At 52.6% G+C, this 26153-nt stretch carries 27 protein-coding genes; 21 read left to right on the forward strand and 6 right to left on the reverse strand.

The features are described 5' to 3' along the window. The first annotated feature begins 4 nt into the window (after positions 1-4). Positions 5-712 carry a TVP38/TMEM64 family protein gene (locus P771_RS17975; protein ID WP_051617472.1) on the forward strand — a complete coding sequence of 236 codons (708 nt, stop codon included), beginning with the start codon at positions 5-7 and terminating at the stop codon, positions 710-712. Here P771_RS17975 and P771_RS17980 read toward each other — a convergent pair. Both P771_RS17980 and P771_RS17985 read right to left on the reverse strand, forming a co-directional pair. After that, on the reverse strand, positions 687-1121 hold the full coding sequence (locus tag P771_RS17980; protein ID WP_051617475.1) for an FMN-binding protein: 435 nt from the start codon (positions 1119-1121) through the stop codon (positions 687-689). The genes P771_RS17975 and P771_RS17980 overlap by 26 nt on opposite strands. A gap of 406 nt (positions 1122-1527) precedes the next feature. After that, complete coding sequence (locus P771_RS17985) at positions 1528-3330, reverse strand: ferrous iron transporter B (RefSeq protein WP_035244805.1); 1803 nt, start codon at positions 3328-3330, stop codon at positions 1528-1530. Between the two features lie 488 nt (positions 3331-3818). On the opposite strand from P771_RS17985, the gene P771_RS0115390 reads away from it, so the two are divergent. The 20 genes from P771_RS0115390 (at position 3819) to P771_RS0115505 (ending at position 24401) form a co-directional block, all read left to right on the forward strand. After that, on the forward strand, positions 3819-4142 hold the full coding sequence (locus P771_RS0115390) for a hypothetical protein (protein WP_208595982.1): 324 nt from the start codon (positions 3819-3821) through the stop codon (positions 4140-4142). A gap of 23 nt (positions 4143-4165) precedes the next feature. Continuing rightward, entirely contained in the window at positions 4166-4870 is a 705-nt protein-coding gene (locus tag P771_RS0115395) for an FmdE family protein (RefSeq protein WP_028575824.1), read from the forward strand. A 70-nt stretch (positions 4871-4940) separates the two neighbouring features. After that, on the forward strand, positions 4941-5657 hold the full coding sequence (locus P771_RS0115400) for a PH domain-containing protein (RefSeq protein WP_028575825.1): 717 nt from the start codon (positions 4941-4943) through the stop codon (positions 5655-5657). A 129-nt stretch (positions 5658-5786) separates the two neighbouring features. Then, a complete protein-coding gene (locus P771_RS0115405; RefSeq protein ID WP_028575826.1) occupies positions 5787-6947 on the forward strand; it encodes a type II secretion system protein in 1161 nt (386 codons plus the stop codon). Between the two features lie 279 nt (positions 6948-7226). Then, positions 7227-7559 carry a hypothetical protein gene (locus P771_RS18985; RefSeq protein ID WP_150112223.1) on the forward strand — a complete coding sequence of 111 codons (333 nt, stop codon included), beginning with the start codon at positions 7227-7229 and terminating at the stop codon, positions 7557-7559. Between the two features lie 468 nt (positions 7560-8027). Then, positions 8028-9113: a type II secretion system protein gene (locus P771_RS18575; protein ID WP_051617478.1), complete on the forward strand. Its 1086-nt coding sequence runs from the start codon at positions 8028-8030 to the stop codon at positions 9111-9113. Positions 9114-9447: 334 nt separating this feature from the next. After that, the gene (locus tag P771_RS18580; protein ID WP_051617480.1) at positions 9448-10461 is read left to right on the forward strand and encodes a type II secretion system protein; all 1014 of its coding nucleotides are present in this window, start codon (positions 9448-9450) and stop codon (positions 10459-10461) included. 16 nt (positions 10462-10477) lie between these two features. After that, the gene (locus P771_RS0115440; protein ID WP_028575829.1) at positions 10478-12442 is read left to right on the forward strand and encodes a type II secretion system protein; all 1965 of its coding nucleotides are present in this window, start codon (positions 10478-10480) and stop codon (positions 12440-12442) included. Between the two features lie 223 nt (positions 12443-12665). Continuing rightward, positions 12666-14234 (forward strand): PilN domain-containing protein, encoded by a 1569-nt coding sequence (locus P771_RS0115445; RefSeq protein ID WP_028575830.1) that lies wholly within the window; start codon positions 12666-12668, stop codon positions 14232-14234. Further along, positions 14209-14757 (forward strand): hypothetical protein, encoded by a 549-nt coding sequence (locus tag P771_RS0115450; protein WP_028575831.1) that lies wholly within the window; start codon positions 14209-14211, stop codon positions 14755-14757. The genes P771_RS0115445 and P771_RS0115450 overlap by 26 nt, the downstream gene beginning before the upstream one ends. A 34-nt stretch (positions 14758-14791) precedes the next feature. After that, complete coding sequence (locus tag P771_RS0115455; RefSeq protein WP_028575832.1) at positions 14792-15169, forward strand: hypothetical protein; 378 nt, start codon at positions 14792-14794, stop codon at positions 15167-15169. Positions 15170-15194: 25 nt separating this feature from the next. Further along, positions 15195-17006, forward strand: a complete 1812-nt coding sequence (locus P771_RS0115460) for a type II secretion system protein GspD (protein WP_028575833.1) — start codon at positions 15195-15197, stop codon at positions 17004-17006. A gap of 155 nt (positions 17007-17161) precedes the next feature. After that, positions 17162-18325: a type IV pilus twitching motility protein PilT gene (locus P771_RS18005; RefSeq protein ID WP_084302001.1), complete on the forward strand. Its 1164-nt coding sequence runs from the start codon at positions 17162-17164 to the stop codon at positions 18323-18325. Then, positions 18325-19992, forward strand: a complete 1668-nt coding sequence (locus P771_RS0115470) for a GspE/PulE family protein (RefSeq protein ID WP_028575834.1) — start codon at positions 18325-18327, stop codon at positions 19990-19992. Before P771_RS18005 ends, P771_RS0115470 begins: the two co-directional genes overlap by 1 nt. A 6-nt stretch (positions 19993-19998) precedes the next feature. Next, on the forward strand, positions 19999-21204 hold the full coding sequence (locus P771_RS0115475) for a type II secretion system F family protein (protein ID WP_028575835.1): 1206 nt from the start codon (positions 19999-20001) through the stop codon (positions 21202-21204). Between the two features lie 31 nt (positions 21205-21235). Further along, entirely contained in the window at positions 21236-22087 is an 852-nt protein-coding gene (locus P771_RS0115480) for a peptidyl-prolyl cis-trans isomerase (RefSeq protein ID WP_028575836.1), read from the forward strand. Between the two features lie 40 nt (positions 22088-22127). After that, on the forward strand, positions 22128-22760 hold the full coding sequence (locus tag P771_RS0115485) for a hypothetical protein (protein ID WP_028575837.1): 633 nt from the start codon (positions 22128-22130) through the stop codon (positions 22758-22760). Between the two features lie 25 nt (positions 22761-22785). Beyond that, on the forward strand, positions 22786-23235 hold the full coding sequence (locus P771_RS0115490) for a thioredoxin family protein (RefSeq protein ID WP_028575838.1): 450 nt from the start codon (positions 22786-22788) through the stop codon (positions 23233-23235). Positions 23236-23652: 417 nt separating this feature from the next. Continuing rightward, positions 23653-23925 (forward strand): HU family DNA-binding protein, encoded by a 273-nt coding sequence (locus tag P771_RS0115500; RefSeq protein WP_028575840.1) that lies wholly within the window; start codon positions 23653-23655, stop codon positions 23923-23925. 77 nt (positions 23926-24002) lie between these two features. After that, the gene (locus P771_RS0115505; protein ID WP_028575841.1) at positions 24003-24401 is read left to right on the forward strand and encodes a hypothetical protein; all 399 of its coding nucleotides are present in this window, start codon (positions 24003-24005) and stop codon (positions 24399-24401) included. A gap of 83 nt (positions 24402-24484) precedes the next feature. On the opposite strand, the gene P771_RS0115510 is transcribed toward P771_RS0115505, so the two are convergent. The 4 genes from P771_RS0115510 to P771_RS0115530 all read right to left on the reverse strand — a co-directional run bounded on the left by P771_RS0115510 (position 24485) and on the right by P771_RS0115530 (position 26151). Next, positions 24485-24781, reverse strand: a complete 297-nt coding sequence (locus P771_RS0115510; protein ID WP_028575842.1) for a DUF2325 domain-containing protein — start codon at positions 24779-24781, stop codon at positions 24485-24487. A 9-nt stretch (positions 24782-24790) separates the two neighbouring features. Beyond that, positions 24791-24967 (reverse strand): hypothetical protein, encoded by a 177-nt coding sequence (locus P771_RS18935; RefSeq protein ID WP_153304084.1) that lies wholly within the window; start codon positions 24965-24967, stop codon positions 24791-24793. Between the two features lie 466 nt (positions 24968-25433). Beyond that, on the reverse strand, positions 25434-25736 hold the full coding sequence (locus tag P771_RS0115525; protein WP_028575844.1) for a polyhydroxyalkanoic acid system family protein: 303 nt from the start codon (positions 25734-25736) through the stop codon (positions 25434-25436). Between the two features lie 4 nt (positions 25737-25740). Then, complete coding sequence (locus P771_RS0115530) at positions 25741-26151, reverse strand: HMA2 domain-containing protein (RefSeq protein WP_028575845.1); 411 nt, start codon at positions 26149-26151, stop codon at positions 25741-25743. Between the last annotated feature and the right edge of the window lie 2 nt (positions 26152-26153).

Raw genomic sequence — 26153 nt, forward strand, 5'->3', positions numbered from 1 at the left:
TTCAATGAACATGCTGGCAGAGAATAAGAGAAAAATCCTGTTGATTTTTGTGATCGGGCTGGTGGTGGTGAACCTCTGCTTTGCCCTGGGTCTGGACCTGATCACTCTGGAATGGCTTCAGGAAAATCACCTGGCCCTGAAAGAGCTGAGCCGGGAGCACTTTCTGGTTTCAGTCCTGATTTTTCTGGGGCTGCGCTTTCTTTTTGCAGTGGTGTCCATTCCAGGGACAGGCATCCTGACTCTGGCTGGAGGGGCTTTTTTCGGTTTTTGGCTTGGGTCTCTGCTCACAGCCCTGGCTGTGTCTGCCGGGGTGACCGTGGCCTTTCTCGTGACCCGCCATGCCCTGCAGGACTTTGTCCGGGCCAGGATGGGTCATTATCTGCCCTTTTTTGATCAGGGGGTCCAAAGGTACGGACCCGGTTTTCTGTTCATGCTGCGCATGATAGAGGTATTCCCTTCCTTTGCCGTAAACATGATCTTCGGTCTGACCTCCATGAAGGTCGGGACTTATTATCTGGTCAGCCTGGCCGGATTTCTTCCCGGGATCATGATCTTTACCAACGCCGGAAGCAGGCTGGCTCAGCTGGAAGGATTGCAGGACCTGGCAGATCCGGTGGTCCTGGCCTCCCTTGGGGCTTTGGGCACATTTCCTCTATTGACCATTGCTGCCTGCAGGCTGTGGCGGATCAGTACCTGTAAACCCCGCGGTTGAGGGCGTCGTTGATGGCGGAGATGATCTTGCCGGACCTGAGGGTGGCTCCAGTAAAGCCGTCGATCTCGGTTGTCACGATGCTGCCCGGATGATAAAGGTCAGCCAGGGAAATCCTGATGTCTTTGCCCAGAAGGTAGTTGATAAGCTGCTGGTGTTGATCGCGTATCCCGTTGACAGTGGAGTAACGCTTGGATGTCCTGTAGTCTATGCCCGAATGATAGAGCTGTCTGAAGCTTATGTCTGTTACCATATTGTTTTCAAGAGTCAGCTGAATGGCGACCTGAATATCGCCACGATCAGCAAATATCCCCCTGTAAGTGCCGTTCTCATAATTGGTTTCAGCTGCTGAAACATTTGCAACTGTAAAGACTAAAGCAGTACTCAAAATAAGCAGGATCAATTTCTTCATGGTTTTCTCCAGGCCGCGAAAGCATTTTAATGTTTTTGGAATTTATTATCAATATCATTTTTACTGGGGATATGTCAACAGCCAGGCCTCAGGGAAGTGTTTGAATCATTCAGTCTGGTTATCAGGTCATGCCTGAGTTTTATCATCCAGGATGCTTAACTAACAGTCATTGGGCGGAACCGGAACCGAATCCTGAGGTGGACTGGTCGTAATAGTTTAGAGATTCCCTGACTCCAGGACTTGTTTGCAGTGATACCTGCTGGTTACATCCTGATCTGGCCGTTCGGCACTGCGGGAAGTCAGGCGATCCAGGCAATCTATACGCAAGTCTGTTTTGAGCTGAACTTAAAGCTTAAACAAGTTAAGTTTATCATTAGAAAACCTTGATCTGGTAATCCGGGATGTTCTACAGGCTGATGAGGTTGACCAGGAATTCCATCCGGGCAATTATCCCCCCAGCCAGAAAAGCGACCATACTGGTCAAAAGCAGCATGGCCAAAGCTGTTTTTGCGCTGAATTCCCTGGCCAGGGTAGCCACGATGGCGATGCACGGGACATAGAACAGGCCAACCACTGCTCCCACAAACAGCTGCATGGTGGTCATCTCCATTTCGATCAGGGGCAGAACCGCCAGTTCTCTGCGCATTATTCCCAGAATGAGGGGGACTGCGGCCTCTTCAGGCATTCTCAGCCAGTGCACCACCAGAGGGCTCATCAAGCTGCCCATCATGGCCATTATTCCCGTCTCATAAAGTATTGATGCAACACCCACAGCCAGGATCATGGGCAGGGCTCCCTTGGTCAGGTAACGCTTGAGCTGGACCCAGATCTTCTTTAACAGGACATCCCCTCTGGGAATCAATAGCTCTGGTATTTCCATTATGGTCAATGGCCTTGGTCCTTTCAGCACCCTGTCAGCGATTATTCCGGCCAGAATCAGGGCCAGCACGGAGATCAGGAAAACTCCTGCCACCACAGTAACCGAGCGTTCCGAAAGCATGGCAATAAAGGCCCCGGTCTGGGAAATGCAAGGGATGGCCAGGCAGATCATGGCGGCTACAGTCAGTCTTTCCCGGTCCGAGGACATGGACCTTGAGGCCAGGATGCCGGGTATGCCGCATCCATACCCCAGCAGGAGAGGGATAATGCTTGATCCCTGCAGGCCGATCCGGTTCAGCAGTCCGTCCAGGAGCATGCCCAGTCTGGGCAGATATCCGCTGTCCTCAAGCAAGGCCATGACCCCGTAAAAGGAAAGCACATAAGGCATGACCAGGGTAAAGGGCCATTCAATGCCTTTGACCAGAAAACCGTATTCGCCCACCAGAATGTTTCTGGGCAGGAGAGGAAGATTCAGGGCCTCAACGCCCAGGACAATGACCGGGATAATGCCTTGCCTGAACAGAGGCAGGAGCACGAGTTGACGCAGCTGCATGCCCAGACCCACTACCAGCCCAAAGGACAGGACCAGGATGAGCAGGGCCAGAGGAAGGCCGGGCCAGGGCCGGATCAGTCTCTGCCCCCAGAGGCGGCGCTTGGACATGCTTTTTTCCGGACCGTGCCTGCTGACCTGTCTGGTCAAGTCCTCAGCTCTCCGCCACCTGCCTGAAACGTCAAAAGACTGAGTCCTTTCAGAGGATGAATCAGAAATGACCCGGTTCAGGCGGTCTTCAAGTCCGGACAGACCAATGCCTCTGACAGCTACCATGGGGATAACCGGGATACCCAGCTCCCGGGAAAGCTTCTTTGTGTCAAGGACCAGATTCCGGTCCCGGGCCAGATCCATCCGGTTCAGGACAGCCACTGTGGGCAGACCGAACTCCAGAACCTGGAGAAGCAGATAGAGGCTGCTTTCCAGGTTGTTGGCATCCAGAATGCAGACCACTGCAACCGGGGCCGGGGAAAGGGCGCAGGAGTAGTCGCCTGACCCGTCACTGCAGTGCATGAATCCCGGCTGAAAACCAGGGCCGTGTTTTCCCCGGAGCATGTTCACTGCCACCAGTTCGGCCTGATTGGCTGCATTCAGGGTATAAGTGCCAGGGACATCCACCAGAAAAAGTCCGTCCGTTCTTTTTTTGATCCGCCCGACCATGAAGTCAATGGTGGTTCCGGAATAATTGGCACAAGCCGCATCTAGGCCTGTGAGCAGGTTGAAAATGACGCTTTTGCCAACGTTGGGTGGACCCATCAGCAGGATATGGTTTCCTTCCATGATTAATTTCCAGCCACCAGGGCATTTTGATTTTGAAATTCGAAATCAAGCACGTGCTGGAGTGGTTGTCAAGATCTCGGTCAAGGTGAGTTTGAAAATTATTTTCAAAAAAATGTTGACACAGCCAGTTTCTCCTATTAGCCACTCAAATTTAGCGGTGCATGCTTGAGAATCAGTCTGTTTGAAATGGTAATGAAAATTAAATTCCTAATCTTTTGCAGCTGAATCTAATTTAGACTTTGATAGCGACCTGTCATGGCCCAGAGAACTAAAACCGTCTTGGTCTTAGCATGCCCAGTCCTTGTTCAGCATTATACTGCCTTGGTTCCGGTATTCACCAGTGAACCTTTTCTGGGGGGCTTTCACCGGTGTGCCAGGGCAGCTTTTGGGCGGCTGTTCAGAAGATGCAGTTACTCCTAGCTGGCTTCTTAACTATTATGGTGGAGATATCCTTACTCAAACTGCAAACCGTTTACTGGAGGTGGATTGTGATTTTTAGAGTTTTTATTCTGGGATGGGTGGTGTTCTTTGCGGTCCTGTCAGGTCCGGTGTTCTCCCACTCTCCCTTGCTGATGTGCTATGACGAGGGGGATGGAACTATCTTATGTGAAGGCGGGTGGTCTGATGGGTCATGTGCTTCGTGTACGCCTGTTTACGTCATAGATCAGGAAACAGGCAGCATGGTTGCCTGCGGCATGCTGGACAGGGCCGGTTTTTTTGAATTTGACAAACCCGGGGGTGCTTTTGTGGTCCTTTTTGATGGCGGCCAAGGCCACACCCTGGAGCTGCTCAGCTCCGAGATTATTGAGTAGCCCCTGGTGGAGGAATATTTAAGATGTTTAGTACCAGAAAATCAGTAAGCCTTACAGTCATGGCTCTTATTGGGTCAATCTTGCTTATGGGTGGTCCTGTCCTGGCGGACCAGAATTATCCAGCATCAGTCCAGAATGTTTCGCCGATCAAGACAGCTCAAAACGGGGAGGTCCGGGAAATAACCCTGTGCGAGGTCTTTGACTATCACGGCGGGGCCTGCCCAGGGGCTACCATGGCCTACATGGCGGTCAGGTACGCCTTTGAGCTGCTTTATGAGGATGGAGAAATACCCGACCCCGGGGAGCTTGTGGTCTTCGGCCGGGCACCCGGAGGGCCTCTGGATATGCTCGACGTAGTCATGAAGGGCGGCGGCCATGCCAGCAGGACCTGGCCTCCTCCAGGCATCACAAGGGGGGCTGGAAACTTTCAATTTCAGTTTCTGCGCAAATCCACCATGCAGGCCGTAGATATCAGTCTTCAGGACGGACTCTGGCCGGATGACTGGTTTGAGCTGCGCGACAAACACCAGGCCGGGACCATTACCGAGAAAGAAACTGAAAAAAGGATGGCGGACAGGCAGTACGTCATCAGCCGGTTCCCGGACAAAACCTTTCAGGAGCTGTTCGGTACGCCCAGGGTTTACACCTTTATTGCCTGGGGACACATGGAACAGGGTGAAATGGACAGGCTGGGCCGGGATTTGAGACGCCAGCAAAGGGATGAATAACGGTTTATTCCGACTTCCTTGTCTTAAGCTTTTACCTTTAACTTTTTACTCCCAACTTCAGGAGATATAAATGAATCTGCAATTAAAAGCCCTGTCCGGTCTCTTGATGTTCCTGGTTCTGGCCATGGGATCAGCCCTGCCGGCCGCAGCAGACTGCGGTGCCGGAGATGGAGGCTACACCCAGGCTGCCAGGGATCTGGCACCCGTCAAAGTCATCAGGGGTGGTGAGCCCCGGAATCTGAGCCTGGTAGAAGCCTACGACTTTCTTGAACATCCCTGCCTTACAGGCACAGTTTCCTTTCTGGCAGCCAGGTACGGCCTTAAGCTGCTTTTTGGCGAAGAAACTCCGGTTATTGAGGATGTCGTAGCTATCAGTCTTGCCCCTGGCGGGTCCATGGGTGCTTTGGACTTTATATTCAAGGGTGATAATCCCCGGGACAAGACCTGGCCTCCGCATGGTGTGGAAAACAGTGCAGATAATTTTGTTTACCAGTTCCTGCGCAAATCCACCATGCAGGCCGTGACCATCCGGCTGAAACATGAAATGTGGCCCAGTGACTGGTTTGAACTGCGGGAAAAGCAGCAGGCCGGGACCATTACCGAGGCCCAGAGAAAAAAGCGCAGCCAGGACCGCAGGTTTATACTGGAGAATTATCCGGCCATGGCTTTGACGGAGCTTTTTGAAACCCCTGATCAATACACCTTCATCGCCTGGGGACATATTGAAAAGGGCGAAATGGACAAGATGATCAGAGAGCAGCGCAGGGCCCGTAGAGGTGCTGAGTAGCCCGGACCGGATAAATCGAGATAGAGTTATTGGCCGGCGCGGGGCCGGCAATGCATAGTAAAATAATGCAAGCGACCAGGCAGGGTCTGGGGGTGATCAGATCTGGGAGCACCTAACTGGAGGTTTGATATGGCAATGGAAATGAGACAGAAACCAAAACAGCAGCAGGGCTTCACCCTCCTGGAAATCCTGGTGGTCGTGGCCATCATGGGTTTCCTGGTAGCCATGGTCGCCCCGAGGTTTGCCGGGGTCGTAAGCGGGACTATCCAAGTGGTCGGTGATACCAGTAAGAACAGAGGCGAACAGATGATTGCAACCTTTTTTGAGCAGAACAATCGTTATCCCAGCGGTCTGGTCAACCTGGTCATGACCGACGGCGCGGATCTGGCAACAGCCCGGTATCAGATCCCCTATGCAGACAACGAAGATCCGGATGACGGGGCCGAGGTGATCCGCTTCAACCACAATAACAATCACAAATTCGTCATTCATCATTTGAACGAATCTGAGGCGCGGGAACTGCGCAGGCTGGGCATCAACCGGATGTACAACCTGAATCACTACGGGGAGGTTCTGAAAGATCCGGCCGTGAGCGCCGGTCAGACAGTGGGCAGGAGAGATGATGCCGACCACATCGACAGGACCAGCAACTGGGCCAACGTGACTGTTGTCGCTGAGGGCGACAAGCGGCCCATGATGGAAGCAGTCGTTCCTGCGGAAGGTGTGGGCGTGGCCATGGCTGTGGTGGGTGCTGCTGCGCATGATGCTACGGAATTCTTCTATGTTGGTGCTGTTCGTCCTCCGTCTGCTCCAAGGGCTGACAGCTTTGGCCGAATCGTGTTCGGTCTGGGACCTGAGACAGAGCTGGTTACCACAGGCATGGCTTCCAATGCCGGCCGCACCCCGGTGGCTACCACCACGGAGAACTACACCTGGGACGGGTACTACATGCTCATGCCCCGGCTGGAAGCCACCTCTGAACGGCTTATGGCGGCCACAGCCTTTAACAACATCGCCACCGGCGGTTCGGCCCGAGACCTTCCGGCCAACTTCAACGCCGAAGCCAACCCCAACCGCGGGCAGATCGTGGCTGTGGGTTATCCTGCAGGAACGCAGTTGCAGCCCGGACAGATCGTAAATGGTGCAGGTGAGCTGCAAGACGGTGTGGCCCAGTACACCAAAAGAGTGGTCAACCTGCTGGAACCCCACGCAACCTGGGACTTCGTATCCATGCCCACAGAGCAGGATCAGCGCTGGAGCCTGGTCTTTAATGTGAGTGAACTGCCATAGGTGTTTTTCCGGCTTGAGAGGATTTTGAAAATTAATATCAAAATTATCTTGACATCCTGGAAAATGCTGAATAGGGAATTACTTATTCTGATTGCGGAACGTTTTACGGTCTCCAGGCACTTCTCAGTGGGCTGGGGAAAGTGAGGGCGTGACAATAATGGCCTGATCCCTTACCGGACAGGAGTTTATTGTTGCGCCTTTTATTTTTCTGATCAGGCTGATACAGGAGAGAAACGGCTTAATTATGGTAATGATAATTAGATTCTAAATCATATGAAGATGCAGAATTCAGACAAAAACAAACTGCATGGAACCGGGGTCGGGTCAGTTTTGCATGCCCCGGCTGTGCTCCTGGTGGAGGCCCGCATGATCCGGAACAATGTTGAAAGTGGAGCCGGTTCCAGGAGCAGGGAGGTCAGGCTGTCCAGGGAGCATGACCAGGTCATGGAAAAAATTCTGGAGCTGTATGCCGACCTTTTTCTGCACGATGGTTTTGGAAGCATCAGCATAGAAATGAAATTTTTGAAAAAAGGTCAGAAAGAAATCATCATCAGCAGCGGCAAGGACTACCGGTTTGTTGTGGACTGGCCGGAGCCGGCGGAAAAAGAATGAACAGATCCAGAATAGTAACAGGAAAAAGCAAGTCAACCCAGGCCGCATCCCTTGTGGGCTTTTTCACTGGCCTGGATACAGTCCTTCCTTGCCAGGCTGTTGATGGGGGACAGCTGAATTTGCCCAGGAAGCAAAGGTCCGCCTTTGGTTTCGCCAGTGCGCTGTTCGCTCCAAAAACTGCAGACCGCTGTTAACCTGATACTTGAGCTTAACTTGAAACTTTTAATCATATTTTTTTTAAAGGAGGTGATGCTGCAGCTGAAGATTTATTGAACGATCTGTCTCTTGGTTCGGTGTGGTACCGAAAAGGGGATGGCGGATCAGATTGCCTGTGCAAGCGAGTTACCTGAAGCAGGCGAGATTGACCGCTGTGACGATTGAAGACTGCAGAAATTGGCTGGTGGTGGCAGACTCTGGGGGTGAGTTGCTGCTGCATTGAAAACCTGAAAATTTTATGGAGACAATTCAATGTTGAACAAGCAACAAAAACCCAAAAAGAACCAGCAAGGTTTTACTCTTCTGGAAATCCTGGTTGTTGTAGCCATCATGGGCTTTCTGGTGGCCATGGTTGCCCCGCGCTTTGCAGGTATTGTCGGCACCACCGAAGAAGTCGTGTGCGACTCCAACCAGCAGCGGATGGTGGCGGCCATTTCCACTTTCTATGAACAGAACAACCGCTATCCCAACCGCCTGGTCAACCTGGTGGACAAGGCTGGTGAGGAGACCACCGGCGATATTGACGAGTACCGGATGCCCGTTACCACCAGGGCCACCGACCCGGACCGCGGACCAGCCACTTTCTCTGAGGAGTTTGATGAGCACCATTGGTTCCAGATTCACATCCTGAGTGAAGATGAAGCCGACGAGCTGCGTCGCAGCCTGGGCATTGTAACGGTCTTCAACCTGAACGCCTATAACTATGAAGGGCTTCTTGATGAATTTGAGACTGAGTATGAAACTGAAGGCTATCGTGGAGATGGCCGCGGAAATGCCGGCTTGCAGGCAGTCGTAGATGAAGCAGACCAGCAGTCCTTTATGCAGCAGATTAATGTTGCTGAAGGCCTGGGCGTGCTCATGGTGGGCATGGGTGCTGTTGATACCACGTCTGATATCGACAACGTGGGCGGAGCTGTTGCTGCGGATGAATTTACCCATGCCGACCATCTGGGTCTGAACGACTCCATCGGCCGCATCGTCATGGGTGTCGGCCCTGAGAACAGCCTGATCCGCGAAGGCATGATCAGCACTGCCGGGTTGTGCCCTGCTGACCTGAGCGATGATCTGTTCACCTGGAACCACTACAGCATCATTCTGCCCCGCCTTGAGGCGACTGTTGAGCGGATGCCTGATTGGGCTCGGACTGTCTCGGCCAGGGCCGAAGAAGGCGATGGCATCATCCGGACCCAGATCGAACTGACGGAAACCGAGCGCTGGAACTTCGCCACTGCTTGCCCTGAAGGTCATTCCTGGCCGGAAACCGACGGGTTTGATGCTTGGGTGATTCACACTGCAGCGGACTATGATGACGATACAAGTACTTGGGAAAGACCGTAACAATAACCAGATTGCGAAGGGCTGCTCGGCCCTTCGCAATCAACAGCAAAAGGGAGGGGCTGTATGGCCCCTCTCAATACTTTTGAAAAGCAGTTCTGCCGCATCTTCGCATGCCGCCCAGGAGGGGGAGCCCTTGTCCTGCTCGGCCTCCAACGGGTAACCTCCAGGCGATTTCTCCTTCCTGGGCGGCGTGAAGAGATGAAAAACAACTGTAATTCTACGTTGCTGAAATGTGTGCACAGTTAAACCAGGTTCCTGGCCTGTGCGGTTTTCAGGTAGGGATTTTTTTGCAATCAAACCAAAGGCAATCTTGTTTGTCTTTAAGGACAGGGTCATGAACAGGCAATCCGGCTTCACCCTTCTGGAGGTGCTGGTAGTCATCGGCATCATGGGATTCATTGCAGCCATGGTTGCCCCGCGGTTCGGAGGGCTCAGGGATACAGCCAGCCAAACCATCCGGGACAGCAACCAGCAGCGCATGACCGCGGCCGTGGCCTCATACTGGGAGAGCAACGAAGTTTTTCCCTCAGGTCTGGTCAATCTGGTCTATGAGGACGGTACTGAGGATGAATACACAGCAGGCCGCTACATCCGGCCCACCCATGAAGGCAATCTGATCCATGAAGGCAAGGTGACCTTTGACCAGAGCTTTTTCACCCGGCTCAAGCCGGAAGTGCATATCCTGGACAGCGAGGAAGCCAGTGCCTTGAGACGGATGGGGATCATGACCCTCTATAACCTGAACAGCTATGACTATGACGGGATCAATGAGAGCGTCGTTACTCCAGTAGGTTCAGCTGGTAGAGAAGACCGCATGCGCCAGGCTGGAAGGGGAATTACCGACAATGATCCTCGTATCCGGGCCGGGCTGGGCGTACTCATGGTAGGGCTGGGCGCGAGCACCTCGGCAACTGCCGCAAGCTGGTCCGGTCAGGCTGCGACAGATGCTAATGGTACTGGCATCAAGACCACCGGCTGGACCCATCCGGAATCCATTGGCCGGATCATCCTGGGCCTGGGACCGGAAACCGAACTGGTCAAGAAAGACATTATTTCCTCAGCCGGACTGTGCCCGGACGGCATATCCAATATCCGGACCGCCTGGAATCACTACAGTCTGCTTTTGCCAAGGCTGCAGGCCACAGTCAACCGGATGAATGAAGCCACTCATTCTGGAGGTCTTGCCCACCTGGCAACAATCACCGCCAAGCCAGAAAACGGTCCGGAACGGGAATTCAACCTGCTGAATGCTCAGCCGCGCTACCGCTTCAGCGTCTACTCCCCCGCAGGACTCCTTGGGAATGATCCGGAGAATAATCTGATGTGGGAGATTAAGGATCCGGATTAAGAAAGGTGGAAAGGGAATGAAACCCAACGGCTTTACTTTTCTGGAGCTGCTCATTGTCATGGGAATCATGATTCTGGTGGCGGCCATGATCTGGCCCATGCATAAAACCCTGGACGACACCCAGCGTTACAAAATCACCATGAAGAAGATCCAGGAAATCGAAGACGCCATACTGGGCCACAGTGAAATTGTGGACAGCTACGATCTGGACAGGAGCGTGGGTGGTTACGTCAGGGACATGTGCCAGGGCCAGAACCTGAGTCAGCCTGATGAGTGGTGCGACTGGCCCGGGCTGTGGGAACCGGAAGGGGAGGAAGATCTGGGCGGGATACGCGGATTCTTTGATAATGGCCGCTTCACTTGGAATTCATTTAAAAAGGTGGCTGACCCTGGAAAAGAATCCATGGGTCAGCCCAGGGGCTTGTGGACCAGACAGCTCAATACCGAATCCATTTCATCTCAGCGGTGGCAGGGCCCCTACATCAAGGCCCCGGTTACCACAAACCCGGCCCTGGGCCGGCATTTTGCAGATAATCAGGATCAATACGCGGATCTGTATGTGCATGACCGGGAATATTTCCACCTGCTCCAGGGACAGGATCAGCTTGTGGACGGCTGGAACCGGGCCTTTCGGTTTTTTTTAACCAACCAGGGGGAAACCTTCTGGATAGTTTCCCTGGGACCTGATGGTCAGGCCGATTTTCCGGCTGATTTTAAAAATTATGATCCTGACCTTCCCCTGAATAGGGACAATATTGTCCACTCTCTCAGGTTTGACAGAAGCGAGTGGCAAAACATCCTTGCCTCTCAGCGGGTCCGCAGCAGAACAGTGGAACGGCTGATCGTCATGACCGGGGATTATATGGACCGCCTGGTTCAGGCCCTGGTGGGCGACTCCCCGGCCGGACCCAATACAGGATACACCGGGGACATGCTGGCCTGGCCGGATTTGTGGAATTATGTGTGCCGGTTTGAAAGCGGTGTTCCAGGAGATCCAGGCCCGGTTCCCTGCGGAACCTGCCGGAATGAGGAAGGAGAGACAGTTGTCTGCGGCACCCTGGAAGCAGTACATGAGGCCCAGGGCTGGTGGGAAAATAAATGGGAAGATCCAGATTTTGGCGGTAACAGCGACTACACCTATGGGCAGCCGCGCGGACTCTGGGACCAGGATGATCTGGACGGCAGCGAATTCGGAGTGGGCTGGCGGCATGCCTATCACCCCAAACCGGAAAACAGCTCAGGAAGTTCTGATGTCAGAGACAGGAATGAAGTTCTCAGGGATGCCTGGGACAGACCCCTGCACTTCTTCAAGGTGGAGGAAAACGGCAAAGAGCACCTGATGATCGTCTCCACCGGGGAGTCTGGCAGCGGGGTGTTTCACATCAATGGGAATGAGTTCATTTTCCCACAGCCGGAATTCGCAGATGACCCTGTAACGGGATTCAGTGATTACCTGGAAAAGCGGACTGAACCATTTAACCTTGCTGAGTATCAGCCCGGTTTTACAGGTGAGATTGACGGGATAAGCCATGACAATACCGACAATATCGTCCGCCTGGTGCGCCTGGATGACTGGAAACCCGGCTTCATGAACCTGCTGGTCAGTCTGGATGCGGACCTTAATGGGGTTAGCCAGGTTGACTGCAATAGTCATGTCCATGAGTCAAATGATTTCAGCTGCCGGGTCTATGGCCTGGATGGGTCACCGGTTTTTGCAGAGGAATCTTTTCAGACCAGGTGGGACGAAGAGGAAGACCTATGCCGGGTGGACAGTCTGCACTTCAAGTTTGATGACAAAACAGTCACCAGGATCATCATGTCCGGCGGCCGCTATCTGGTCTGCTGGGACAGCAATCAGAGGAATCCAGGAGCTGAAAAACTGGAACCTGATACTGACGACTGGAATCGAATCTTCAGCGTGTTCGCCAGTCCGGCCCGCATCGTGGACCGGGAGATCCTGCTCAAGGTAAGTAATTTTTAAGTCCGGAAAAAAGAATTTTTATCCGCTGATTGCGCAGATTCACGCTGATACAAGAATTTATAAAGTAAGAACTATTAACCATGAAGGACATGAAGGGAAGAAAAAAAACAAATCTTTCTGTCTTAGACTTCCTGCTCTTCATGGTCTTCATGGTTTACAATTTTTTACCTTGAATACTGAATCTTGAACCTTGAACGTTTAACTTTGAATATTGAACAATAATATGCCCCTGAAAAAAGCCTTTAACCTGCTGCCCCGAATTCCGCTGTCCATGCCGGCCAGGCATTGTCTGGGAGTAGAGTATATTGATGGCGAGATCCGGGCAACACTGGTCCAGGCCAGAGGCAAAAAGATGGAGATCCTGGACTTTGTGGCCCTGAAGGTCCCGGACAGCGGGGATGATCTGCCTGGAATAGCCCAGCTCAGGGAAATGGCCGGCCGTCTGAACTGCAAGCCCGGGACAGGGGCCGTGCTTGCCTCTCCCATGGCCAGGCTGGTCACCCTGCCCATGAACCGGGACCGGGTCAAAAGCATGAAGCATCATCTTTTGACAGAAGCGGTCAAGTGGGAGGCTGAGTCATATACCGGCGTACCGGCCAGCCAGGCCCTGGCCGGGGTGGAGGTGGAAAAGGTCAGACAGGAGCCGGGACAGGTCATGGAGGAGACAGAAGAGGTCTTTGTCCATGTCTCCATCCTGGAGCAGAATATTTTCCGGGCTCTGAAGGAGCGCTTCCGCCTGGCAGGGCTTAAGCTGGTCAGGGTCTACCCTTCCGAGGTCTGCTTTCAGGTGCCCTTATTGAAGATGCATGCCGACACTGACCGGGGGGTACTGGACATGGGAGCAGAATCATCAGGATTTGCCCTGCTCAGTGGCGGTCAGACCCTGTCCATCAACACCATGAACATCAGCACCGCCATGATCAGGGAGCATCTGGCCGGGAAAGTTGTGGCTGATCTGGAGGACACCCTGCGCTTCAACCTTGGGCAAGCCCCGGCTCCCCTGCCTGTGGCCGTGACCGGGCCAGGAGCCCTGGATAAACAGGTTCTGGATTATCTCCGGTTTCTTTCACCCACTGGTGTTGAGCCCCTGAAACTGGTCCGGGCCTCAGGACTGACCGCTTCAGGTTCAGAAGAAGGGCCTTTGTTTGCCTCGGCAGCCGGAGCAGCCATGCGCGAGCTGTCCGCAGGCCGTATGGCGGTCATTGGCATTACAGATGCCGTGCCTCTGCCAGTGAAAATAAGACAGAGCTTCTATCTGGTACCCATTGCTGCAGCTTCTCTGCTCTTTGTCCTCCTTCTGGGGCATAACCTGTTAATGCGCTTTCAGGAAAACAGCTATCAGGTCCAGCGGGCCGAGCTGCAGGCTCAGATCGCCGAGCGCAGACAGGAGCAGGAACAGGTTGAACGATTGCGGAAACAGATCACTGAAGTCACAGATCAGATCAGCAGTCTGCGTAAAAAAAAGGAGTTTGTCCTTGAGGACCGGGATCGGGATCTGCGTGCTAAAATTGTGGTGTTTGAAAGCCTGGTTCGGCACTTGCCGGAAACCGTATCCTTGAAAAGCATTCGCCAGGTTCCAGAAACGCCGGATGTTTATGTCCTTGCAGGGGAAGCGGTGTCAGCTTCGGAGGTAATGGATTACGTCTTTAGGCTTAAAAAGAGCGGAATAGCTGTCTCAGTAGAGATCCGGCGGCTTGAAGTCCAGTCCGGGAGCCGGGGCAGGGGAGCAAATCACAGGTTTTTAATCCAGCTGGAGGCAGACCCCCATGGCACGAAAGCTGACCAAGCTTGAAAAATTCGGACTCATTGCAGCCGTGATCACAGGCATGCTCTTCTTCTATCTGAAGAATGTCTACGATCCGCAGCAGGCCTCATTGGAGAGGTCCAGGGACCAGTTGAACCGGACCATACGGGACTACAACCAGTTACAGGCCATTGAGCCGCTGTTTCAGCTCCGTCAGACCCTGGAAAGCAGGAGGCAGGAGCTGGTCGGTCTGGAAGAGGAAATGGCCGGGCTTGATATCAGGCCCGGCCTTGCAGAGGAACTAATCAGGACCCAGCACCATCTCTACAGGCAGCTTGAAAGTCGGAATCTCAGGATCACCAATAGCGCATCCCTGGGAGAAAAAACACTGCGGGATTTTACCTGGCAGGTCTTCAGGTTGAACCTGGAAGGTGGCTACTCAGGTTTTCTGGAGTTTTTGAGTGAGCTTCGGGAATATCCATATCCCACGCAGGTCCACAGAGTGCACATCAACGGAGAAGGAGCAGGCTGGCCCCTGAAGATCAGCCTGGAAATCTGGGTGATGAAATAATGAATGAAAAAAATGATGAATAAGGAAAGGGCAGATGCATATTTCAGAACGTAGGGCCGGGCTGATCCTGGCCCTGGTGACGGGCCTGCTGATCCTGGCGGTGGGTGTGAGGCCGGGTCAGGCCAGAGAGCCTTTTTTTGCTCCGGTTCCACCTATGGAGGTTTATGACTTTCCCAGGGCAGCCGAACAGATCAAGCTCAGGGGACTGCTGATCAGCGAAGACGTGTACAGGGCGGTGGTTTATATCCAGAATCAGCGGAATTTCAAGGTAGTTCAACCCATGGATTTTATAGAAGTGACCATTGATGATCTGCGTCATGAATTCAGGGTTACAGGCATGGGCGGGCGCCGCCTTGTCCTTAGCGGGGCAGATAGCTTCAGGTATGAGATCGGGGTGGAACAGCGTGACTGATAAGCCGGATATACAGCTAAAACCTATGGGATTGGCCAGGATACCGATCAAGATCCAGTTTTTTCTTTTGTTGCTGACAGCGGTTATGGCTTTGAGCGGATGTTACCAGACAACCAGGCCTGCATCCAAAGTCCAGTATGCACCGCCTTTTCCAGTGCTGGAGCAGGAGCCTGGTCCTTATGTCCGTATCCCCCAGGCTGATCCGGATGCCCGCCTGGTCAGCCAGCACACCCCGGACCGGCCTCAGGACAGACTGCAGCGGGAGGGTTTACGCCATCCACAGGCCGCAAGAAATGTAAAGGAGGTCTTTTTTCAGGATATTCCCCTGGAGATTGCTGCTGAACTGTTCAACGAAGTGGGGGGAGTCAATCTGATCATTCAGAGGGAGGTGGCAGATGAGAGAGTCCGGCTCTATCTGAAGGACGTGACCATGGCCCAGGCAGTGGAGGGAATGCTCCGCCGCAATGAACTGTGGTTCCGCACCCAGGGGCAGGTTACCTCTGTTATGACCGAGGAGGCTTACGCTGACAGGATCCTTTTCAATCATTCGGAAAAGGTCCAGGTTTTTTTCATGCGCTACACCAATGCCCAGGACATGGCCGCCCTTATCGGCACGATTCTGGACCCGGATGTGGAGCTTCTGGAAGTCAGCGGTCAGTCAGTCTACGGGCATCTGGAAACCAGTCTGACCGGGGGCAGTTCAGAAGATGCGGACGATACCGAGGTGATGACAGCAGAGGAACGGCGCAGGCTGGTTCAGGCAGGAGAGGCCGGGGATATTCTGGAAATGGAAAAGGCCATAAACCTGCTGGGGAAAAGGGTGCCTTCGGTGATGACGGTGTTCAAAAAAAACAACGCCATTGTGGTCCGATCTACTGACGAGGCAGTTCTCAGACATATCACCGGATTGATCCGGGAACTGGACACCCCGGTCCGCCAGGTTCTCCTGGAAACCAGGATCGTCCGGCTGGAGCTGGGCGACGGTTTTGAATCATTTTTTGACTTTTCCTACCAGGACTCCGGGAGTATCTCCAACCGGCGGATCAGTCGGGATGGCACCTATGAAACTTTTCTGAGCACCCTGGGAGGTGTATCTTCTTTGTCAGTCGATACCCTGTCCTATGTTTTTTCCACTGACATTCTCCAGGCCAGGCTGCAGGTTTTTGCTGAGGAGCAGCGCCTGAATACTATCTCCTCTCCTTTTCTCATGGCTGCGGACAATGCTGAGGTCCGTTTTTTTGTGGGGCAGCAGATTCCATTGCGGACAGGAGTGACCAAGGAAACTGTGCCCATATCTGATATCGGTGAAAGAGTCCTGTTTATCCCCCAGGTTCAGCAAAGGGAGCTGGGAACGGAGCTGCAAATCAAGAGCTTCATCAATGCTGATCGGACCATCACCATGGAGATCGAGGCTGATATTCAGTCTCCTAACCTGGGAGTCAACAGTATTATTCTGATAAATGACCTGACTGGTCAGCCTGTGACCTTTCCCCTGGACGGGGTGGACAAGAATGAGGTCCATTCGGTCCTGGCTGTACCATCAGGCAATACTGTAGCTCTGGCCGGTTTCATCCGCCTGGAGGATCAGGATTTTGAGCAGAAGGTTCCCTTTCTCGGAGACATCCCGGTCCTGGGCAACCTGTTCAAAAGGGTGGAACGCAGAGCTTCCCGGACTGAAACCGTAATCCTCATTACACCGCACATAATTGGCCATCCCGGGGAAGGGACTGATGCCACCCGCTCTTTTTTGGATCGGAATAGCAGAATTCAGGAGGAAACAGACAAAGCCCATGGCCGGGTTATTCCGGAAGACATGAGATTTGATCCCCTGGATTAATCTGAAGATTCAAGGAATAAGGAATTGAAAATACTGGGATGTTCAGAATTTAGCTTTTTAGGATTTTGGACTTAGCGCACAGCAGTTAACACTTAAAACTCATATTTATGACTATTTTTCGACGCCATAAAATCAAAACACCCAGGCCCGAGAGCATGGATGAACTGCTCAAAATGACCGTGGACAAAGACGCCTCGGACCTGCACCTGACCTATTCCGAACCTCCGGTTTTCCGGGTGGGCGGGGATCTTTCGGTCCTGGACTGCGAAGCCCTGACTCACGACGATATCAGCGTCCTGCTGGACCAGGTCATGCCGCCCAGATACAAGACTGTTCTGGAGGAAAGGCGGTCAGTGGATTTTGCAGTGAGCAGTCCTGAGGTGGGCCGGTTCCGTTTTGCCGCTTATTACCAGCGCGGAGCCCTGTCAGTGGCCATCCGTCTTCTGGCCAAGGGCATTCCGGACTTTCAAAGCCTGAATCTGCCTTCCAGCATGGCCAGGCTGGCCACTTACCGGGACGGCCTGGTTCTGGTGACCGGGGTGACTGGTTCGGGAAAATCCACCACCCTGGCAGCCATAATTGATACCATTAATAATAATGAACGGAAGAATATCATCACTGTGGAGGATCCCATTGAATATGTCCATCAGAACTGCAGATGCATCATCAATCAGAGGGAGCTGCATACAGATGTGCATTCCTTTCCAGATGCCCTGCGCGATGCCCTGCGGGCTGATCCGGATGTGATCCTGGTGGGGGAAATCAGGGATCTGGATACCATGCGTACGGCCATAATGGCAGCGGAAACCGGGCATCTGGTGTTTTCGACCCTGCATTCCAAGGATGCCATGTCCAGTGTCAACCGCATGGTGGGGGCCTTTCCTGCTGGTGAACAAGCCCAGATCAGACAGCAGCTTTCATCCACTCTGCGGGCGGTCATCAGTCAGAGGCTGCTTCTCAATTCAGACCAAAACGGCCGGGTTCCGGCTGTGGAGGTTATGTTCGCCACCACCGGAATTGCCAACCTTATCCGCCTGGGCAAGGACGACATGATATATTCGGCCATTGAAACAGGTCATTGCCAGGGCATGCAGACTATGGAGCAATCACTTTTATCTCTTCTGGAAGCTGGGCGCATTTCCAGAGAAACAGCCCTGTCTGCAGCCAGAAACAAGGATATGATGAACAACCGCCTGACTTTGAGGGGTCTGGGCCAGACCTGTGAGCTGAGCAGAAACGGAAACAGCAGAAAGAGTCCAGGGCTGGCAGCCGGCAGAAACGGCTCTAACAGCACTTTGCCAGGAAAAGGCCGGAACTGATGCGGGTCAGGGGAGACCGTTTCGGCGGATTTCTGGTCCAGAAAGGACTGATCACCCAGGACAACCTGGAACGGGTTCTGTCCATTCAGCGGGTGGTTCCGGAAAAGATCGGTCAGCTGCTCATCCGGGAGGGTATCCTCAAAGAGGATGTGATCATGCAGGCCCTGTCCGAGTACTCCAGGATACCCCTGTATGATGGAAACGGGTCCATTGATCCGAGGGTAGTTCGCCTGGTTCCGGAAAAAATGGCCCGCCGAGCAGGGATCATGCCCTTGTTCTACAGTCAAGGCAATGAACTGCTCATGGCCTGCAACGGTCCGGTGCCCAGGGCCATGCTTCAGAATATTTCCCGCCTGGCCAAAAGACCGGTGCGCCTGGTCCTGGTCACGGAACGTCAGCTCAGAAAGCTTCAGCAGAAGGCCTATGCCCGGGAGTTCGACACCAGGATAGATTTTCGGACTCAGCCCATGGAAGCTGAAGATATCAACCTGGTCATCGAACTCCTGGAAAAGATGCTGGTCAGGGCGGTATCCCATGGGAATGTATCTGACATCCATTTTGAGCCGGAGATAGACGGCTTCCTGATCCGTTTCAGGGAGGACGGGATGCTCAGGCGGGTGGAGTCTTTTCCCAGGGCTATGGGCCAGAAGCTGATTTCAAGGATCAAGGTCCTGGCCAATCTGGACATTGCCGAGCGCAGGGCCCCCCAGGACGGTGCTTTTGCCTTCAGTCCCACCAGACTGGAAGTGGAAATTGAGCCGGTCAACATCAGGGTGTCGGTCCTGCCGGTGATTTACGGTGAAAAGGCTGTGCTCAGGATTCTTCCGCCCCATGATGATGAAGTCAGCCTGAACGCCCTGGGCATGAATGAAAAAACTCTTGATAGATTCAAAAAGGCCCTCAGGTCTCCGCACGGGCTGATCCTGGTCACCGGCCCCACTGGCTCGGGCAAGTCAACCACGCTTTACGGGGCTTTGCAGATGCTGCGGTCGGAAACTGCCAATATCACCACTTTGGAAGATCCGGTGGAGCTGACTTTGCGCATGGTCAACCAGACCCAGGTAGACAGTGGAGAACGCCTGGGCTTTGCTAAAGGCCTCAGAGCCATCCTGCGCCAGGATCCGGATATCATAATGGTTGGAGAAACCAGGGATGCGGACACATTGCGAACTTCATTGCGGGCTTCCATTACCGGGCATCTGGTCCTGTCCACCCTGCACACCAATGATGCGCCCAGTTCATTTTCCCGGCTGCACGACATGGGCGGAGAGCCTTTTCTGGTAGCGGTTTCAGTCCGGGCTGTCCTGGCCCAGCGCCTGGTCCGCCTGGTCTGTCCCCATTGCCGGGAAGCCCAGCCAGTAACCAGGGCTGAACTGGACCTGCTGGGGCTCAAGGAGACCCAGGAAGGGGATTTCATGGTCCATAGATCTGTAAATCCTTGTGACCTTTGCAACCACAAGGGTTATTCCGGCAGGGTGGGCCTGTTTGAGCTGCTTACAGTGAGTGAAGCCCTGAAGAACAAGATCATGCAGGGTGCCCTGGTGGCGGAGATTGGCCGGGCAGCAAAGAAAGACGGCAATTACAACACCCTGCTGGAGGATGGAATTCAGAAAATTAAACTGGGCCTGACCACACCTGAGGAAGTCCTCAGGGTGACCATGGAGTAAGAGAGCATGCCATTTTACCTTTGCCGGGCCATGGACCCAGGCGGAAGCATTATAAATCTGCATATTGAGGCGGACAGTGTGGCTTCAGCTGCAGCCGAGGCCAGAGCCAGGGGAGTAACCCTGATTTCTGTTGAGGAGTCTGCCTCTGGCGCAGGCCTGTCAGCTCTGTCTCCGACCAGGTTTCTGCCCATATCCACCAAGGACAAGGTCCTGCTTTTCAGGATGCTGGCCACCCTTATCAAATCCGAAGTTACAGTAACTGCAGCTGTTCGCATTCTGCACGACCAGGCCCAGAAGGCAAACATGAAACATGTTCTGGGAGATGTATTGACCAGGGTTGAAGGCGGGGTTCCCTTGAGTGAAGCCATGTCCAGTCAGGCCAGGGTCTTTCCGGAGATGGTGGTCAATCTGGTCCGGGCCGGTGAAATGGGCGGCATTCTGGACATCGTATTTCAACGGATCGCAGATTATATGGAAAGAAGGTCTGCCCTGCGTAAAAAAATGTTCATGTCCTTTTTCTATCCAGGCATTGTCCTTCTGGTGGGCGTTGCTGTAATAGCCTTTATGGTCATTTTTGTTATTCCCAGATTCATGGGGCTGATTACTGGCCGCCTGCCTCCAGCCACCCAGCTGCTCATGGATGCCACCAGTTTTCTGCAGACCTATGGACAGAATATACTTATTGGATTCGCCGGACTGGCCGGCCTGCTGGCGCTGATGCACTCCCTGCCGGCAACCCGGCTGTTTCTGGACAGGTACAAGGTTTATCTGCCGGTGGTGGGTCCGGTTGTCCGGCTGGGCATTGTTGTATCTTTTGCCCGGACCTTGGGGCTGCTCCTGGAAAGCCGGATTCCACTGGTAGAGGCCCTGAGGGCGACCAGCGCCACTCTGACCAATACGGCAGTACAGGGTTTTCTGGATCAGGTGGTGGACCGGATCATGGCTGGAGAGCCAATGTCCACAACCCTGAAGGATGGATGGGCCTTTACTCCCATGACCAGCGCTCTGGCCGGCATTGGTGAACATTCGGGCCTTATGAGCGAGTCCATGATCACTGTGGCTGAAGTCCATGAAAAACTGCTTGAGGATAAGGTTGCCCGGATGAGCGCCATGGTGGAGCCTGCCCTGATCCTGACCCTGGGGGCATTGGTAGGCTTTGTGGTCTGGGGACTTATTTCCGGTATGCTGGCCATGTACCAGGGAGCTGTGTAAACCCAAACCATTTTTAATTACAGGAGAAATAATGCAAAAAATTTATTTAACACTGGCAGTAATCCTTATCCTGTTTTTTGGACCAGGCTGCTCCGGTCAGGAATCCTTTGAACCACAGGCATCAATTAATGGCGAGCACTTGGATGCTGCACTGCTCAAGGCTTACGCGGAAAGGCTGTCCAGCTCTGAAAAAACCAGGGGTAATCTCAGCCCGGAGAGCATTCTGGAGCATGTCCAGAACATGGAGGCACTTATTGCCGAGGGCCGGGCCAGGGGATTTGAGGAAATGCCGCACTTTCGTCAGGCGGTTCATCAGTTCAAGGCCGAGCTTATGCACAGGGTGCTCCAGCCGGACCTTGTCCCGGAAATCTCCAGGGAAAGTATCAGCGATGAAGAAGTCAGGGCCTTTTTTGAAGAGAATATCAGTACTTACAGTCTGCCCGATCTGTATTCTGTGACGATTATGTCAGGGGAAAGCAGGCAGGCGGCGGAAGAGTTTTTGAGCGCAGTTCAGCAGGAACAGTCCCTAGAGGACCAGGCAGAGATGCGTGATGGAGAACTGCAGGCCCTTAAGTCCATGCCCCTGACCAGATATCCCCAGGAATGGCATGAAGTCCTGGAAAAGCTTGAACCTGGGGAAATGTCCGGGGTCCTGGAGCATGGTCAGGGATATGTGGTTTTGAGGCTGGACTCAATTGAAAAGGACAGGGTTCAGGACTTTGAACAGCGCAAGGAATATATTCGCAATGACCTTCTTTATTCCCGGTACAACCAGGCCTGGAAGAATGAGTTTGCTCAGCTCCGGGAAAAACACAATATATCGGTGGAAAAGGAAGAGACTGAAAGATTTATAAACGCATTTGTTTCTGGAAATGGACAGTGATTGCCCCATTTTCAGAAACAGGTTTTGATGGAGGTATGAAATGACTCTGCAGGCCTCAAGGACTTTTCCGAATAAAATGGTCCCACACCCAGACACTAACCTGCCGGTATCCCGGTTCTTTGTTGCAAAGGTTTCAGTTCTTTGCCGCAGACTGGTTCTGCTGGCTCTGATATTTCTTGCCGGAGTTTATGTTTCTGCTCCCCAGCCGGCGCAGGCCTGCCCGCCCGGCATGATCCGGACTGTCCTCAGCTGGAGCGATCCATCACTTAAGGACTTCTCCTATTTTATTGAATCATATGTTACCCATGAAAAATACCAGCACCGCTTTGATAATCATCAGAGCCGGTTTTATGCGGTTGACTTCCATAGCCTTGACAAGCAGGGACGCCGGGCATCGGTTTTGTTTGAAGTCCTGGATGTCAAGTACAACAGCCGTTTTCAGGAACGCATGGATTTTACCCGCGCCGGCAATGGTAACTGGCAGTTAATGGAGCCGGACGGAAATATCCGGGATGTTTTTTCCTATTTGCCAACCTGGCTTTACGTTGTCCAGACCTACCTTCGTCCGGCAGCCATGGTCGGACTGCCTCTGCTGCTGGCCCTGCTTGTGGTGTTGCGGGTGCGTAGAAAAAGGGGGAGTCTGACCGGCAAAGAATCGGTAGCAGGCGGTTGAATACAGCTTGGGAGCAGGTTTTTTGATGAATTCAAGACCGTTGATACTGGTAATTATTCTGGTCATTACAGCAGGAGCATATTTTGCTTTTGGCACAGGAGTCCGAGGTCCAGGTCCAGTCAAATTGCCGGATGAAGCACATGGCCGGATCAGCATTCAATACCTGATGGCCCGGATGTGTTCTGCCTGCCAGGAAATGGAGCCTGTCCTAAGTCAGGTCAAAGACACTTATAAAGAGCAGGTGTTTATCCATAAAATCGATGTTCAAGCCAGACCGGGAACCATCAGGGCCTACGGCATAAGGGTTGTTCCGGCCCTGGTCTTTTACGGGCCAGACGGGACTGTGTTTTACAGATATGAAGGAAGCATGACTATGGATAAGATTTCAGAGGTCCTGGAAAAGGCGGCTTCTTTTCCTGAAATAACAGGTCAAGATGGGTCCGGACAGACAACCCTTCCAAGTCCTGAGGATTAAAATACAACTTGTTTCCGGCCAGTTGAGTTTATTATTGAAACCTGAACTGAGCACTTTTATGCCAATGCAAGCAGAACAGAAACAATCCTGACTGGACTGGATAAGAGTGTTCAGCCCTTTATAATGCCTGCAGCGGCAGACATACAGAGTTTCCAGGAAGCAGATCAGTTCAGGAAAAAGAAAAACATTGGGCTGCGTGGAAAACTGGGGCCAAGGCAGGATCATATCTTCAGGACTCCGGGCAGCTGGAATAAAATGGTTCAGGTCAAACAGCCAGGCTTTCATTAAGTATGCTTTGACAATCCAGCCCATTTTATATAAAAAACTGGAAATTTATGATTATGAAAATGAATTTCATAATTTAGAGAGGGAGCTTTTTCAGCTCTGGACTGGGAATAGAAAAAAAGGAGATGTACAGTGAACAAGACTGAGCTTATTGAAAGAGTGGCCGAGAGGACAGGGATGTCCAAGTCCCAGGTCAAAAAGTCCATCAGAGAAATGATCAGTGTGATAATTGAAGAAGTCCAGAAAGGAGAAAAGGTCAATATCACCGGGTTCGGGGCCTTTTCCCTGAGCAAAAGACAGGCCCGCAATGGCTACAACCCCCGGACCGGAGGTCAGATATCCATTCCAGCCCGTAATTTTCCCAAGTTTAAGCCAGGCAAGGTTTTCAAAGACGTAACCGGTTGAAATCCTGATTCAGGGCAAGAAGCCAGGCCGCAGGATTTTTTCTGGTTTGCCCTTGGCAGATTTAAGGACAGCATATCATGGACGGCAGAAGTGAAATTGGAATCGCTGTAAGCACTGACGAGCTTGTGCTTTTTCTGGAGAAGTGCAGCTATGAGGCCAGGACCTTGATCAGGGAGATGAGCATCGGTGCGGTTCGGCGATTCCGGCTGTCCAGCAGTACAAAAGGGGAGATGACGATTCTCTACCTCAATGCCTGGTGGAATGAGGATCTGAACCCTGGTGTGGCTGAGATAATGATCTGGATCCGGGCGCTGGCAGACAGAGACAAGATGGTCTACTATTTAAGGATAGGATCGGACGAAAAAGATCAGGATGAAGTCAAGACCGACAAGTTCGGAGCTTTCGGCATTAGGACCAGAAAAAAAATTATCTCTCAAATCAGACCGGGTTCTATTCCAGACCGTCCAGCAGCTTAAGCTGCGGTAACCCCATCCAGAGGACAGCAAGGGCTGTCCTTTTCCGGGCTGCCTGTCTCTCCCTTTACAGGAACTTTTCCGAATCATTTTCCCCGCAAGGGGCAATCCCGCTTTTCCAGGCATTCCTTAAGGGTTGATACTCCGCATGAATGACACATCATCACGGGTATGTTCTCAGCCTTGGCCGCGTTCAGGGCACATTTGCGGGCGCTGTGGGATACTTTGTTGGTAAAGATAATCATCAGGTCGATGTTGCCTATGCGTTCATTGATGGTATTTTCCGTGCCGGTAAACATCTTCAGTTTGTATCCGGCCTTTTTGGCTGTCTTCTGGTAATGGGGCTGCAGCCGGTCCATCCCGCCGATAATTGCTGCGGTCATGGTTTCCTCCTATGTTTTGTCTGAAGTAATTCTGTGTTTTTTTAAAAAACTCTGCTGGACCAGCCGGATAAGCCTTAAATATTCTTCCAGGCTTTCCTCCTGGCTGTTGGATGACTGGTTGATCCGCCTGGCCAGATCCTGTCCGGCAGAATTTTTGAGTCCACCCAGGCTGACTTTCATGTTCATGGTCTTCTCCTTGGTTGTTAATTATATGCAACTGATTTTCAGTATCAATATCGTGTTGAAAGGGTTTTGTCAACAAAAAAACATTTGTTTTAAAAAATCCTGAGCCAAAAGCTTCTCAACTTAACAGGCCAAGATTACTGTCTATACGAGCCCGGCATATGTCTGTGCAAAATGTATTGGCTAATTTTCTTTTATTCAGCTCCAGCAAGGGTTGAGCTGGTCAGCTTAATGGAGTGGCAGAGAAAAATATCCTGGCTCAAAAAAGTGCTTATCTTGATTCTATGCAGTCAGCGGGATGGATGAACAGGGATCAGCAAAGGTGGGGACTGGTTTTAGCTGCTGGTAAAAAAAGCTGGTCGGCAGCAGTTAATCCGAAGTACAGTCATGCCGGCAGGTCACAGCCGGCTGGAGTTTAAAGAAGCCTGGTGGCGGCAATTCAAGCAGGCCGTGTTCTGGCAGGAAAGACTCAGCTGAGCAGGGTGGAAAGGATTTCCCTGATTTCCTGTTCCACCCTTTTTTTATAGGGCAGGGCAGTCCAGGGGTAGGTAATTTCCAGTCGAACCTGTCCGGGGAAAATGATCAGATTGCCGGTCAGGGTATATCCTCCCAGGTTCAGAACTATGTCAGAATGGCTGTTGTCCAGATTCTGGCTGATATGGAGTACGTGATGCCCATGCTCTTCCAAGAGGTCTTCAGCAAGGTATTTTATCCTGTTCAGGGCGGTTTTTTCAGTCAGGATGGTCGGGATGCTGATGGTCGAAGTGGGCATGATGCTATTTTAATACCCTGTTTTTATGGATATTCAGGTGAAGGCCCAGGAAGCCAAGGAAGCCAAGGCCAAAAAGGACATGGGCGTCTTCCTGGTCCAGGCCGGCCATGGCCAGGGCCATACCCAGACAGGTCAGCATTCCGCGCTTGGCTGTTCTGGATCTGTTCCAGGGTCTGGAAGCCGAACCGCTCTTGCCCTGGTCAAGGGAAAAGTCCTTGATCAAGGCTCTGAGGCTGGAAAGGGAAATTATCTCAGGTCTGAAGCAGATCAGCATGCTTCCGGTGGTGATATTTGGCTTGATTGAGGAAATACCGTCCCTTTTCCGGAGAGATTCACTCAAGCTGGTGCTGGTTTCCAGATCCTTCAGAGAGTCATGCCTGATTCTTATTCTTCCAGGGATGGAACTGACTATCATGT

Source organism: Desulfonatronovibrio hydrogenovorans DSM 9292 (assembly GCF_000686525.1).
Classification (GTDB): domain Bacteria; phylum Desulfobacterota; class Desulfovibrionia; order Desulfovibrionales; family Desulfonatronovibrionaceae; genus Desulfonatronovibrio; species Desulfonatronovibrio hydrogenovorans.